General features: G+C 70.6%; 13 protein-coding genes and 1 riboswitch. Of the genes, 4 read left to right on the top strand and 9 right to left on the bottom strand.

From position 1 onward, the window contains the following. Nucleotides 1-352 precede the first annotated feature (352 nt). Nucleotides 353-1,369, bottom strand: a complete 1,017-nt coding sequence (locus tag DFJ69_RS30775; protein ID WP_147312519.1) for a hypothetical protein — start codon at nt 1,367-1,369, stop codon at nt 353-355. 498 nt (nt 1,370-1,867) lie between these two features. Between DFJ69_RS30775 and DFJ69_RS30770 the strand changes: the two genes are divergently transcribed. Both DFJ69_RS30770 and DFJ69_RS30765 read left to right on the top strand, forming a co-directional pair. Continuing rightward, nucleotides 1,868-2,224, top strand: coding sequence for a hypothetical protein (locus DFJ69_RS30770; protein ID WP_116025825.1), 357 nt, complete (start codon nt 1,868-1,870; stop codon nt 2,222-2,224). 513 nt (nt 2,225-2,737) lie between these two features. Next, the gene (locus DFJ69_RS30765; protein ID WP_147312518.1) at nt 2,738-2,968 is read left to right on the top strand and encodes a hypothetical protein; all 231 of its coding nucleotides are present in this window, start codon (nt 2,738-2,740) and stop codon (nt 2,966-2,968) included. On the opposite strand, the gene DFJ69_RS30760 is transcribed toward DFJ69_RS30765, so the two are convergent. From DFJ69_RS30760 to DFJ69_RS30750, 3 genes are all read right to left on the bottom strand, one after another. Next, entirely contained in the window at nt 2,952-3,641 is a 690-nt protein-coding gene (locus DFJ69_RS30760; RefSeq protein ID WP_116025823.1) for a cation efflux transmembrane domain-containing protein, read from the bottom strand. The two genes, DFJ69_RS30765 and DFJ69_RS30760, sit on opposite strands and share 17 nt — an antisense overlap. After that, a complete protein-coding gene (locus DFJ69_RS30755; protein WP_116025822.1) occupies nt 3,638-4,009 on the bottom strand; it encodes an ArsR/SmtB family transcription factor in 372 nt (123 codons plus the stop codon). The genes DFJ69_RS30760 and DFJ69_RS30755 overlap by 4 nt, the downstream gene beginning before the upstream one ends. A 164-nt stretch (nt 4,010-4,173) precedes the next feature. After that, on the bottom strand, nt 4,174-5,154 hold the full coding sequence (locus DFJ69_RS30750; protein WP_116025821.1) for a TerC family protein: 981 nt from the start codon (nt 5,152-5,154) through the stop codon (nt 4,174-4,176). Nucleotides 5,155-5,233: 79 nt separating this feature from the next. On the opposite strand from DFJ69_RS30750, the gene DFJ69_RS35105 reads away from it, so the two are divergent. Continuing rightward, nucleotides 5,234-5,446, top strand: a complete 213-nt coding sequence (locus DFJ69_RS35105; RefSeq protein WP_211328864.1) for a hypothetical protein — start codon at nt 5,234-5,236, stop codon at nt 5,444-5,446. A 146-nt stretch (nt 5,447-5,592) separates the two neighbouring features. Here the strand turns inward: DFJ69_RS35105 and DFJ69_RS30740 are convergent, their stop codons facing one another. The 5 genes from DFJ69_RS30740 to DFJ69_RS30715 all read right to left on the bottom strand — a co-directional run bounded on the left by DFJ69_RS30740 (nt 5,593) and on the right by DFJ69_RS30715 (nt 10,366). Continuing rightward, a complete protein-coding gene (locus DFJ69_RS30740; RefSeq protein WP_116025820.1) occupies nt 5,593-6,234 on the bottom strand; it encodes a carbonic anhydrase in 642 nt (213 codons plus the stop codon). Between the two features lie 847 nt (nt 6,235-7,081). Then, a complete protein-coding gene (locus DFJ69_RS30730; RefSeq protein ID WP_116025819.1) occupies nt 7,082-7,891 on the bottom strand; it encodes an ABC transporter ATP-binding protein in 810 nt (269 codons plus the stop codon). Then, the gene (locus tag DFJ69_RS30725; RefSeq protein ID WP_245974643.1) at nt 7,888-8,976 is read right to left on the bottom strand and encodes a FecCD family ABC transporter permease; all 1,089 of its coding nucleotides are present in this window, start codon (nt 8,974-8,976) and stop codon (nt 7,888-7,890) included. The genes DFJ69_RS30730 and DFJ69_RS30725 overlap by 4 nt, the downstream gene beginning before the upstream one ends. Then, entirely contained in the window at nt 8,973-9,956 is a 984-nt protein-coding gene (locus tag DFJ69_RS30720; protein ID WP_116025818.1) for an ABC transporter substrate-binding protein, read from the bottom strand. Before DFJ69_RS30720 ends, DFJ69_RS30725 begins: the two co-directional genes overlap by 4 nt. Before the next feature lie 29 nt (nt 9,957-9,985). After that, nucleotides 9,986-10,366: a (2Fe-2S) ferredoxin domain-containing protein gene (locus DFJ69_RS30715; RefSeq protein ID WP_116025817.1), complete on the bottom strand. Its 381-nt coding sequence runs from the start codon at nt 10,364-10,366 to the stop codon at nt 9,986-9,988. 46 nt (nt 10,367-10,412) lie between these two features. Further along, a riboswitch (cobalamin riboswitch) is annotated at nt 10,413-10,616 on the bottom strand. 1,102 nt (nt 10,617-11,718) lie between these two features. Here DFJ69_RS30715 and DFJ69_RS30710 point away from each other — a divergent pair. After that, a complete protein-coding gene (locus tag DFJ69_RS30710; protein ID WP_170177865.1) occupies nt 11,719-12,720 on the top strand; it encodes a DUF4192 domain-containing protein in 1,002 nt (333 codons plus the stop codon). Nucleotides 12,721-13,123 lie beyond the last annotated feature (403 nt).

Raw genomic sequence — 13,123 nt, 5'->3', positions numbered from 1 at the left:
CGTCCTCAACGACCGGCCCGGCCAGTCCAACCCGACCAAACCAGGCAAACGCGCCCTGGAGGCCACCCGGCGCCTGGACTACCGCTGGCACGCCTCGGCCCACCCGTCCGGGCAGAACGGCGCGCGCTCGCCACGGCGGGTCAGGCCGCCAGACCGAGTTCGAGGCGGCGTCCCATGTCGGCGTCCCACTCCCAAACGTGTCCCGAGGTGCCAGGTAGGTCTTGATCGCGCGGCGGGGGCTGCCGTCAGTCGAGCGCCTTACGCCGGGGTGGTCACAGCCGGTGGTCGGGGCGGTTCTGGTGGCTGCCGGTGACCCTGGTTTCGGCGGTTGGACACCGTGTCGGGTCGGAGGCTAAATCCCTGGTGATCGCACTGAAAGCCTGTGAGCTGCCGTGTCGGCGGCATGCTCGCCGTGCGCCATCGACGACCCGCTCGTCCAGGCATACCCTTCGATGCCGATTCGGCGCTCAAGGTTTTCGTTGAGCCAGTCAATCGAAAGGGGCGTGATCTCGGAGGCGCGGCGGCCCTTCTTCACGGGCCAGCCCCGGCCCTTGGCGTAGACCAAGATGTCGGCGATGTCCTTGACGGGATCGCGGTTGGTACCGTGCTCGTCGTCGACGTGGCCGTCGTTGTCGATGACATGGTTGGCGTCAGTGACGCCATCGCCGAGCATGTCTTTGAGACGGATACCTGCCGAGAGCCGTGCGAGGCGACGCGTCAGGGCGCGTTCCAGACGCTCGTCAGTCGTGATGGTCGGGTCGATCACCGCTGTGGCCCATAGGCACGCCTCGAAGATCCCGCGCGCGACCGAGACCGCGCCCATCAAAGATGCCTCCGCGCGAAGCAGGACGGCGAAACCCCGAAGCTGATCGGCGGCGCTAAGGATGTTGACCGCTGATTCATATCTGAGAATCGTTGCGGCCGGCTCGGCGCGGTCACCGAGCAGGACGTCGGGGGCCTTCATGTCCTCTTGCGCTGGGCTCTTTCCCCTCATTATCCAAGGCTTGAGGCCCAACTTCGTGAATCCGTCAGCTATTTCGTCGACCGCTGCCGCGAGCGCGTCGCGACGCTCACGCGCCTCCTGTGTGCCTCGTTGCAGCCGGCGGAGCATTTCCAACGCCCACGCCTCGTCGTACTTGCCGGCATCGCCATCGCCTGTCACCAACCACACCCTGCCAGCAGGCACCGACCAGGGAAAGCGATTTCCATCATGGGAGTCGCGCCGGGGTACTGTGCGGGTACTCACGCTCGCACCGATCTGGATGCACGCGACATCCCGGTGAACGCCCAGCGGTTGCCAGACGCTCATGTCCTGACGACGCAGGAATAGCAAGTGCTCCACTGCACCCTCGGCAAGCCTGAGAATCACGATCAGTCTGGCCCTAGGACCGGTACATCAAGAAGATGGCGGCAGAGCCACAACCCGACCCGTGCCTGTCTCAAGCCCCTGCCGAAGTCGGCGGCTGTCCTCCTCCAGCTCAGCTTTCGCGAGTGCCGCACCCGTCGACCTCGCTTTCCGGCTACGGCGCGCCCGCCGGCTCGCCGCCGACCCCGACCGCCACCCGCTCGCCGAAGGGCAGCGCCCCTGGACCCCGCGCACGCGTCGCCCGGACGCTCGCCCAACCGAAGTACACCGGCTACCAGGTGTTCAACCGGCGGGGCCGCCCGCACCAACCGCAGCTGCGCCAAACCGATCAGCGAATGGTGTGGTCCCGCCGGCCCGCCCGCCCCGCGATCATCACCCTTGAGCAGTGGCATAAGACCCAGCTCGTCACGTTCACATCCCCTCTGCACACCCCCACCAGCCGCACATCTTCACGGCCGGGGGCACCACCGATTTCATCGGTGCTGAGAGGAAGGAACCGCGATGCCGGAGCCGACAACGACCCCCGCGCAGCGGATCGCCGCGCAATTCAGGGACGCCGCCGATGAAGCCGCCGCGTGCCTGCCCTCGTCGGACACCGACACCAAGGCTGCGACGTTCCGGCTGGCCGAGCGCCTTGGGACGCGCGGCTACGGCGTTGCTGAGGGCCAATCCGATCTGACCGTGACGAACACCGACAACGGCAGGTCGGTCGAGGTACAGGCGCGGCGGCGACGCGACGACGGGAACCGGGTGTGGTTCTGCTGGAAGGGCGGCATCTGGATCTGCGAGGCCGACCAGGTGATGAACGCGGTCACCGCGATCAAGGGCGCATTGCGCCGGTTCCCGGACAAGAAGTGACCTGAGACCCGCACGGGACCCAGACATGCCCTCTCGCGTGCCGGATCCCGGGCAATCCGCCGTCTGTCCGGCCCGCCAACGCCGCCGGGCCGGCCGCGGTGGCAGGAGGGGAGGGGCCGCGCCATGCGCGCGCCTGCCGCGACCCCACTCCCCCGATCCATCGAACCGATGAACCCCCTGCGCCTTTGGGCGGAGCAGTACGTCCACGCTACTTATCTACGCGCGGTGATCTCCGTGTACGAGCCGTGGACCACCTCTCTGGTGGTGGCAGAGCTCGAACGCCGGTGAGCCACGTGGCGGGTGAAGGCCGCCCACCACCAGCTCGACCGGCTTCCGCCACTGCGCCGCCCCGACGGCATGTGGACTCCCCACCCCGTCCCTTGATGACCTGCGAGAAAGGAGACCCGCATCCCCATGACCCGCTTGACGATCACGTCCGTGAACGCGTACCGAAGCGGCGCCACCGTCCCCACCCAGGACCGGGCCGTCGGACGGACACTGGAACGAGAGGACTTGGTCGACATCGCCGCCGAGCCGGCCCGTCGCGATGACGACCCCGATCTGTGCGCACCCACCGGCCACGGTGGGGCGCGGGTTGATCAGTCCTGGGCGAACCATGCCGTGGCCCCGGCGGTGCAGCGGTACGCGACGTTTGGCACCGTACGCTGGACCGACCACCACGGCGTCGTCTGCCGCACCGATACCGACGCGATCGACCGGTCCGAGATCATGGTGTGGGCGTGATGGTGGAGCAGCCGCTCTGCTTCGAGGCGACGGTGGCGGGGACGGCGCAGCAGGCGTCTCCGCGCCAGGCTTCGCGGCCTTCCTTGACGGCGACGGCGGCGATGACGAGGCCGGCGATGGGGTCGGCCCAGGCCCAGCCGAGCAGGCTGTTGACGGCCAGGCCCGCCAGGAGCACGCCGGACAGGTAGGTGCAGAGCAGTGTCTGCTTGGAGTCGGCGACCGCGCTGGCGGAGCCGAGTTCACGGCCGGTGCGGCGTTGGGCGACCGACAGGCCCGGCATGATCGCCAGCGACAGGGCGGCCAGCACCAGGCCCGGCGTGGAGTGCTCGGCGGTGCCGCCGCCGGTCAGGGCGAGCAGCGAGTCCGCGGTGACGTAGGCGGCGAGCGCGAAGAACGAGACGGCGATGATCCGCAGGGTGCGCTTCTCGCGTTGTTGGACCAGGTCGGGGGTGCGGGCGGAGAACTGCCAGGCGACCGCGGCGGCGGAGGCGACCTCGATCACCGAGTCCAGCCCGAACGCCACCAGGGCCCCGGAGCGGGCGATGGTCCCGGCGGTGATCGCGACGACGGCTTCGACGGCGTTGTAGGTGATGGTGGCCGCCACCAGCCACCGAACCCGCCGTGCCAGCACGGCGCGGCGCTGCGGCGAGGGGGCCGGCGACAGCGCGGTCACGTCGTCGCGTCCGCGCCGGGCGCGCGCGCCCCGGCCTGCCCGGTGCCCGTGCCGTAGGTGGGGCAGAGTGCCACGGCGCGGTCGGTGGCGGTCAGCAGGTGCTCGGCTGAGCGCAGCAGGTCCAGCAGTTCGGGGGCCGCCAGGAAGTAGAACGACTGGCGGCCCTCGGCGCGGTAGTCCACCAGCCCGCAGCCGCGCAGGCACGCCAGGTGCTTGGACACCGTCGACTGCCCGAGCCCCAGTTCGCGGGTCAGATCCACCACCCGCGCCTCCCCGCGCGCCAGCCGCTGCACGATCGACAGCCGGACCGGGTCGGCCAGCGAGTGGAACAGCGCCGCCGCCGGTGCCAGCCCGTCCAACGAAGTCATTCCACAATCGAAATCAATCGCCATACCGCGATGATATTCCGATCCGAGCAAGCGTCAAGAGACGGCCCGTGATCCGCCGGGACTGGCCGGTCAGGCAGCCGCACCGACCATCAGCGGCGTGGGGCTCGGCTGGAAGGTGCGTTCGTCGCGTAGCCGTGCCCTTGTCATTTGTGCTCGGGCGCATGGGAAGGGTCGGTACGGTCGGGCGCGTGATCGGGGGGCCGTCGTAGGCTCAGAACGATCGAGGCGGTCAAGACGATGACGATGACGGCCAGGCTGACGGGTGTGGGGATCTCCGGGATGCTGGAGTCGATGGTCTTGTGGGCGGCGATCAGGAGGAGTTTGACGCCGATGAACGCCAAGATGATCGCCAGGCCCTTGCTGAGGTGGTGGAACCGGTCGAGCATGCCGGCGAGGAGGAAGTACAGCGCTCGCAGGCCGAGGATGGCGAAGGCGTTGCTGGTGTAGACGATGAAGGTGTCGTCGCTGACCGCCAGGACGGCGGGCACGCTGTCGACGGCGAAGACCAGGTCGGCGGCCTCGATCGCGACGACGACCGCGAGCAGCGGGGTGGCCACCCTCTTACCGGCCTGCCGAACGAAGAACCTGGTTCCCGCGTACTCGGCCTGCACGGGGACGACCTTGCGCAGCAGCCGCACCGCCACGCTCTTGCCCGGATCGAAGTCGTCGTCCTCCTGCTTGAGGATCTTGTAGGCGCTGTAGAACAGCACCGCGGCGAACACGAACATCACCGCGGTGAACCGGCTGACCACGGCCACGCCCAAGGCCAGAAAGATCCCCCGGAACACCAGCGCGCCGACGATCCCGAAGAACAGCACCCGGTGCTGATATTCGCGCGGCACCTTGAAGTAGCCGAAGATCAACGCGAACACGAAGAGGTTGTCGACCGACAGGCTCTTCTCCAGCAGCCACGCCGTGGTGTATTCCGTCGCGGGCCCTGAACCCAGGACGACGAAGACGACCGCCCCGAACACCAGTGCCAGACCCACCCACAGGGCGCTCCACGACGCGGCCTCCCTGAAGCCGATGACGTGTGCGCTGCGGTGCGCCACCAGGTCCACCGCGAGCGCAACGACGACCGTTGCGATGAAGGCCACCCACAGCCACAACGGGACATCAACCACAGAGTTCCTCCGCTCCAGCGCTGGTCACTGCCCCTCTAACGAACCGGATCACTGAGAGATCCCCGCGCCGGGCCGTGTGGTGTTCCGGGACCAGGCGCCGGCGGCGGTGTGGGACGGGTCGGTGTTCACCGTCACCGAGTTCGACCGGTTCGCCCGCAGCATGGCCGAGGGCGGCCGGCTCCTCCCCGACGTGGAGTGCGCCGCCTGCGCGGGCTACGGCTGGTCCGGGCGATGCGCCGAGTGCCAGACCGAGCACCTGGGCCGGGCCGCCACCGACCACCGGCGGGACTAGCCGCCCCTTGCGGGTTGGCATTCATCGCGGAGGCCAGGCTCGGCGCGGCCGATCCGCCCCGTTACCCGCCCGGTCAGGTGGCCTCGGGGGGCAGGGCCGCTGTCGCCGAAACCGACCCGGACGGCCCGGCGTGCCGAGCTGTCGGGCTACGCACCCACCTGCCCCGCTGCCGCCGCCGTCAGGCCCCGCTCGGTGACCAGATGGGCGGTCCCCTCGGTCAGCCGGTACGACAGGCCCGCCACCGCCGCCCGGCCCGCGGCCACCGCGTCGGCGACGACACCCGAGCGCTCCAGCAGCAGGTCGACCGTGTGGCGCACATGCTCGGCGATGAAGTCGGCGTCGCCGGTGCGCCCGGCGGCCTGGGCGGCCAGCACGCTGGGCGTCACCCGCTCCACCACGTCCCGCACGAACCCCTGCACGCTCACGCCGTCGGTCACCGCGGCCCGCGCGGCGGCGACCGCGCCGCAGGAATCGTGACCCAGCACCACCACCAGCGGGCAGCCCAGCACGCTCACCCCGTACTCGATGCTCCCCAGCACCTCCGACCCCGTCACATGACCCGCCGTACGCACCACGAACAGATCACCGAGCCCGCGGTCGAAGATGACCTCGGCCGCCAGCCGGGAATCGGAACACCCGAACACCACCGCGAACGGCTTCTGCTCCGGCGCCACCTCACTGCGGCGGGCCGCATCCTGATTGGGATGCTCGGGCACCCCGGCGACGAACCGCCGATTACCCGCCAACAACATGTCGAAGGCATCACGAACGGCCTGAGGATCGCTCATGGCGATACCTTACGACCCCTCCCGCGACCTCTCCGCGATCCCCACACCGCAGCCGAGCGACGCGCGCCCGCGCACGGACTTCCTGCTGCTTCGTGCCACACCGAGCCCACCTCCGACTCGGCGCCATAGGCGTTGATCCGTACGATCGGTACACCGCCACAACCGCCGGATCCGCCCGTGTGGGTGCCGGCGCCTACCGCCGATTTGTGCACTCAGCCTCCTCGCCGGCCGACCTGCCTGTGGCTCACCGCCGCCCGACCACGCGCACCCCCTCGACACGAGATCGATGACCGACGCCTTGGATCCCCTCGTCCGCCGGCTCCGGCGGCGATATCGGCGCGCACAGCGGTCGGCGGGCGAGCGGACGCAGGTCGTCGGCGATGATGGGTCCGCCGGAGAACGCAGTCCCTCATGGCCGAAGCCGTTCAGGGCGGCCCGGCTGAAGCCGGTGAGGGCGGCGAAGCGCTGGAACAGTTCGCGGTCGGTGTCCAGCAGCCTGCGGAAGGTCTGGAAGTAGTACCGATCGCGGGGACCGTGGAGTGCGCCCAGCCGCCGACCCGGCCAGGTCGGGCACGACGCCGTGCACCAGAGCGCGGGCCGGCAGGGGTGAGCACAGCCGAGCGGTATGGCCGAGTTGCACGATGGACGCCCCGATCCGCGCCTCCGAGGTTCGGTACCGCCCGGTGGTGGCCGCGATCAGGTCCGGAACACCGTGGGCGTGGTCGTCGGCGATGGGATGCCGGCCCCGGTCCGTTCCGCCCACGGTGATGGTGAAGAAGGGGCCCCGGATCCGCGATGTCGGTGAGAGCCGCGGTGACGGACGCGGCGGGGGCCGGCAGGAGGGAGGTCACGCCGAGAACTCCGCTCCACGCCGCCCGGGGAGAACGGTGATCCGGGGGACGCCGGTGCGGGGGTGCTCGGTGACCTCGGCGTCGACGCGGTAGACGTCGGCCAGCAGGTCGGCGGTCAGCACCTGCGCGGGTGTTCCGAGGGCGACCGTGCGTCCCGCGTCCATGACGCAGATGCGGTCGCAGAACGCCGCCGCGAGGTCGAGGTCGTGCAGGGCGATGACGGCGGTGACGCCGAGCCCGCGCACCAGGTGCAGGGCGTCGAGCCGGTGGCGCAGGTCCAGGTGATTGGTGGGCTCGTCGAGGACGATCGTCCCGGTCCGCTGGGCGAGCGCGCGGGCGATGAGGACCCGCTGCTTCTCGCCGCCCGACAGCCGATCGAAGGGCGCCCGGGTCAGATGGGCGACGTCGAGCCGACCCAGCGATTCGGTGACGATGTCGCGGTCGGTGGCGTCGTCGCCCGCGAAGGGCCGTTTGTGCGGGGTGCGCCCCATCGCGACCACGTCGTACACGGTGAGCTCGAAGTCGCCGGTGCTCTCCTGCAGAACGGCGGCCAGCCGACGGGCCAGGCGTTTGCCGGGTGTCCGCCACACGTCCTCGCCGTCCAGCAGGACCCGCCCCGACGTGGGCCGCAGGGCGCGGTAGCAGGTGCGCAGCAGCGTGGACTTGCCCGCGCCGTTGGGCCCGGCCAGGCCCATCACCTCGCCCGGCGTCACCTCCAGGGACACCCCGTCCACCAAGGTCCGGCCTCCGACGACGACCGAGACGTCCTCGAAGCGCAGCGCGGCGGGCTGGTCGGCGGGGGTCATGAGGCCGCCCGGCGTCGCATGAGCCACAGGAAGAACGGCCCGCCGACCAGGGCGGTCAGGATGCCCACGGGGATCTCCTCAGGGCTGATCAGGGTACGGGCGGCCAGGTCGGCGAGGATCATGAACGCCGCCCCCAGCAGCGCGACGGCGGGCAGCGCACGACGGTGGTCCGCCCCCACCAGCAGCCGCACGATGTGCGGCATGATCAACCCGACGAACCCGATCGCGCCGCTGACCGCGACCATCGTCCCGATCATCAGGGCCACCACCGTGAACATCACCGCCCGGAACCGATGCACGTCCAGCCCCAGCGCACCGGCGGCCTCCTCCCCCGCCAGCAGCAGGTTCAGCGAACGGCACACGCCCAGCAGCACGGCCGTCCCCGCGAGCACGGCGGCGGCCGGGATCCACAGCACCTCCCACGTGGTGCCGCCCATGCCGCCGAGCATCCAGCGCAGCGCGGAGTCGGCCGCGTGCGGATCGTCGGAGGTCACGACCAGGTAGCTCGCGACAGCCGACAGCACCTCGGCCGTGGCCACCCCCGCCAGCACCAGCCGCACCGTGGTCATCCGCCCGCCCGATCGCGCCAGCAGGTAGACCGCGACGAGGGCGGCGAGCGCACCGCAGAACGCGGCCAGCGACAGGGAGAACCTGCCGAAGACGCTCAGGCCGGACACCACGACCAGCACGGCCCCGACCGTCGCGCCGGAGGAGACGCCCAGCAGCATCGGGTCGGCCAGCGGGTTGCGCACCAGCGCCTGCAACGCCGTCCCGCACACCGACAGCCCCGCGCCGACCACGGCGCACAGCAGCACCCGGGGCAGCCGCACGTCGATGACGATCGTCTCGCGGACCGGCGTCCAGGTCGGGTCGGCCAGCGCCGGATGCACCCGGTGCGCCATGATGCCCCACACCTCACCGGCCGGGACCGCGACCGAACCCGCCGCGATCCCGGCGGTCGCCGCCACCGCGACCAGCACCCCCAGGAGCACGAGCACCAACGCGTACGGGACCCGATGCCGGCGCGTCGGCGCGGCGGCCCCCACGCCGGTCCCGGTCGGGCGCGCTTCGGCGACGCCCGTCACGCGAAGCGGTCCGGGTGCAACCGCCGGGCGAGCGACGCCACCGCGTCGGCCACCCGGATGCCGGTCACCGTGGACGACAGCGGCAGCACCGCGAACCGCCGGTCCCGAATGGCGGGAACGTCCTTGAGCGCGGGATGGGACAGCAGGAACCGCTTCTTGTCCTCGGCGGACCGATCCCCGTAGTCGTAGATGACGATCACCTCGGGTGCCCGCTCGGCCAACTGCTCGAACGACACGTCCCCGTAGGCGCCCTTCACGTCGGAGAACAGGTTGGTCCCGCCAGCCAGCCGGATCATCTCGTTGCCGATGCCCGACCCGCCCGCGGTGAAGACGGTCTTGTCGCCGCTGTCATAGACGGCGACCTTGACCGGCGTGACATCGCCGATCCTGCCCTCGACCCCGCTCAGAACGGTGCGCAGGGAGGCGATCCGCCGCTCGGCCCGGTCGGGCACCCCGAAGATCTCGGCGATCGTGCGGATCTCCTCCTCGACCGTGGCCATGGTCACCGGCCCCGACGGGCATTCCTCGATGTTGAGGTGAGAGTCGATCCCGGCCTTCTTCAGGGCCGCGCGGCTGCGGCCCTCCTTCTCCTCGAACGCGCTCTTCCACCCGCCGTACACGAGGTCGGGCTCCACCGACAGCAGCGTCTCGAAGGAGGGGTACTCCTTGGACAGCACCTTGACCCGGTCGAAGGCGGTCCGCAGCTCCGGGAGGACACGGTCGTCGAGGTAGCCGGTGCCGACCATCGACCCCCGCAGCCCGAGCGCCAGCGCGATCTCCGTCGCGTGCTGGTTGAGCGTCACCGCACGCTGCGGCGGACGCCGGTAGGTCGTCGTCACTCCGCAGTTCTCGATCGTCACGGGGAACCCCTTGGCGGTCGCCCCCGTTCCGCCGGAAGCGTCAGAGGCATCCCCACAGGCTGGAACGAGCAGGGCCAGAGCAAGGGTCAGCAGCAGGAACGGCGAGCGTCTGCCCGTCATGAAGTGAAGTCCTCTCACGGGGTGGATGGTCATCGACCGCGAGACCGGCCGGTCGTGGGGCGACGGGGCGGGGCGAAGACGTACAGGTCCAAGACGCCGGGCATCGGAGCGACGCCGGGGCCGCCGGCGCGCACCCAGTCCGCGACGTCCTCGGTGCCCGCCGAGTCGTTGACCAGGCCGAGCCAGACCGGCCGGGCCCCCGCCGCACGGCCCTCGGTCGACGGCTGCACCACGATCACGTTGGCCTGAGCGCACACGTCCAGGCACGCCGACACCCGCACCGGAACCCGCCCGCGCAGGAACGCGACCTGCTCGTCATGGTCGATACCGGTCACCTTGGCGCTGCCACAGCAGCAGTCCCGGCACACCGTGACCCTGCACGGCACCGGGCCACCCCTCTTTTCGGGCATGCCGACGCATCCTCTGCTCCCTGGGGAAATCCGCCCCAGCCTCATCGAGGAGGCGACCGCGTGAGTCTCCTGGCTCTCGGGTCGACGCTTCCCCCGGCCTTCCCACCCGCTGCTCGGGCAGTGGCCATGTCGGGAGTCGCTCACCGATCACAGTGGCGGGACCGCGCCGGACTTCCACCGGCTTCCTCGTTCCGCCGTCGCCTACACCCACATACTGACATGTCATGGCACCTGCGACATAGTCGCAATAAGGGTTGAGGGCCTCGACACCCCCCCGCGACCGCCCGAACCGGCACGGTGGGCGAAGGAGGGCCCCGCGGCCGAACGCCGCACCCGGGCCGGTTCCCGTCGGCACCACATCCCCCGACTCGAGCGGCACGACCTGCGCGGGTTCTCCCGGATGCCCAAACACCCCGGCGGCCAGGGCCTTGCCCCGCTCACATTCGACGAAGGCGGGCAAATGACCGCGATCGTCGGAAGGGGCCGATGACCCGCCCAAACACTTCAGGTGACCGCGACCACCCCACAAGTCGCGTCCCCACCTCCCCATGAGTCACGACCGGTGACCAGCGACGCCTGACCGGGCGCCATCAAGCGTTCAAGCGATCTCGTCCTGCCAGAATCCTGCCGGAAGCGGCCGTGTTGCACGGCCTTGTCTCGCGGGGTTCGGGGTGCCGGTCAACCTCCTCACCGAGGAGCGGCGCGGCCGGTGGGGCCGGTTCAACGGAGTTCCGGACACCGCACAGCTCTGTGCGGAGGTCGACGTCGGGCTGTGGCGGTCTGAGGCGGCCGGAAGTCGTGCACCCTGGCTCCGGCCGTGTACGTCGCCGTGTGGGGCCGAGGCCCGGCAAGGGCACTTGGAGTCGGTCGACGATCAGAGTCACCTGACGCCCAAAGGGTCACCCTCTGGGCCGGCCTTCTGACAGGTGATGCCGCCTGCGCCGGACGTGTCCTGTCTGCGTCCTTGATCCCGGCTGGGCAGCCTACGCCGCGCCGGCCGTGCCCGCCACCGGGCTTGAGCGAGCTCATCTCCGGAACGCCCCCAGATGTTGTCCTCCTTCGTCGGCAACATCTGGGGGCGTTCCGGAGACCGCCCGGCCGGCGTTCCCGTCTGCGCGCGTCGTGGTCGTCTGCCCGCCGGGACAGGGCGCAGACGGACCCGGGTCCAGGCACCGCGATCGCCGCCGCCCGACCAGGCCCCCGTCCAGACCCACCAGATCCTCACCGGCGTCATCGCCTCCTCCCCCAGGGCCGTCCCGCTCTCCCGGCCCCCAGCGGCGCAGCGCAGGGGCCGCGGTCCTGAGCCGCGGCCGCGATCGTTGCGCGCTCCTCGACTTGAAAGGGACGTCATCGTGAACGAGCCGATCAAGATCACCATTGCCAGTGCCGCCGACGCCGTCGCCACCGTTCCCTACATGCTCGGCTTTCACCCCGAAGACTCCCTGGTCGTCGTTGGCTGGAACAGCCAGGGCAGCTTCGGCATCCGCCTCGACCTGATCACCCGTGACCACCACGGCGATCTGATCCGGCGTCTGCGGGCGTTCATGGTCGGCACCGCCGCCGAGGCGGTGATCCTGCTCGGCTACGGCTCCGAGGACCGGACGGTCCCCCTGTTGACCGAGGTCCAGGACGCGCTGGCCGACATCCTCACCGTCAAGGAGGTCCTGCGCGTCAACGACGGACGGTGGTGGTCGCTGACCTGCATCGACCATCGCTGCTGTCCTGCGGACGGCACCCCGTACGACATCGCCTCCACCACGATCGCCGCCACCGCCGCCTACGCGGGCCGGGTCGCCTACGGCAGCCGCCGGGAGATGGCCGCCACCCTCGCACCCATGGGCGGACGGGACCGGGAGCGGATGCAGGCCGAGACCGAACGGGCCGAGGCCGAGTTGCTCCGCGATGGCGGCAGCCCGCCGCTGCTGGTGATCGAGGGCCTGCCGATGGTGCGTTCCCTGCTCGGCAGCGGCGCGCGGCTCACCGATCGGCAGGTGGCTCGGCTGTCGGTCGTGTTGAACCATCTGCGCGTGCGGGATGAGGCATGGGCACGGATCGCCGAGCACGACCAGGACCAGCAACTGCGGTTCTGGCGCGACATGACCCGCCGCACCGTCGGGGAGTACACCGCGGCGCCGGCGGCGCTGCTGGCCTACACCGCCTACATGGACGGCGACGGCGCCCTCGCCCAGATGGCGTTGGAACGCTCCCGCCAAGCCGTTCCCTCCTACAACCTGGCCGCCCTCCTTCAGGAGGCCCTGAACCACGCCATCTCCCCACAGGCATTCCGCGAGAAGTTCTCGCTCACCCCCGAGTGGGTCGCCGAAACCTACGGCGACACCTCACACCCCGCCTGACGAAGAAACACTCCGCCTGTGTCGACACTCGTTGAGGCCCTGGGATTCAGCGGCGTTCGGGCGGCGTCCACCGCGACCCGACCTTGTCTAGGGCGCGGACTTCGATGAGGTGAAGACAGGGGGTGTGAGCGTAGTGTCCGGCTGGGCGAGGACCCGGCCCAGCACAGCGGCGACCTGGGCGGCATTGCCAGGGCGGCCGGCGAGTCGGGCGGCCAGGGCGGTGGTGGCGGGCTCGAAGGAGCGTCCGGCCCCTTCGGGGCCGGTCCTGGGTCAACCGGCCCAGGGCGCGGCGGCTGACGACCCTCGGCGCGCACGGGCAGGCCGCATGAACGCGGTGTTGCCCGCGTCGAGATCGCGCACAGCGGCCCAGTCTCTGGTGTGACGTCCTTCACCCCCGACGTTC

Origin of the sequence: Thermomonospora umbrina, assembly GCF_003386555.1 — a bacterium.
Classification (GTDB): Bacteria; Actinomycetota; Actinomycetes; order Streptosporangiales; family Streptosporangiaceae; genus Thermomonospora; species Thermomonospora umbrina.
Note: the sequence above shows the minus strand (reverse complement) of the source record. Positions and strands in the feature narration are given on the sequence as shown.

Excerpts from the sequence above, each read along its gene's own strand:
- DFJ69_RS30755 (WP_116025822.1), bottom strand. The coding sequence starts at position 4,009 with ATGACTTCGTTGGACGGGCTGGCACCGGCGGCGGCGCTGTTCCACTCG.
- DFJ69_RS30730 (WP_116025819.1), bottom strand. The coding sequence starts at position 7,891 with ATGACCCCCGCCGACCAGCCCGCCGCGCTGCGCTTCGAGGACGTCTCG.
- DFJ69_RS30770 (WP_116025825.1), top strand. The coding sequence starts at position 1,868 with ATGCCGGAGCCGACAACGACCCCCGCGCAGCGGATCGCCGCGCAATTC.
- DFJ69_RS30720 (WP_116025818.1), bottom strand. The coding sequence starts at position 9,956 with ATGACGGGCAGACGCTCGCCGTTCCTGCTGCTGACCCTTGCTCTGGCC.
- DFJ69_RS30740 (WP_116025820.1), bottom strand. The coding sequence starts at position 6,234 with ATGAGCGATCCTCAGGCCGTTCGTGATGCCTTCGACATGTTGTTGGCG.
- DFJ69_RS30715 (WP_116025817.1), bottom strand. The coding sequence starts at position 10,366 with ATGCCCGAAAAGAGGGGTGGCCCGGTGCCGTGCAGGGTCACGGTGTGC.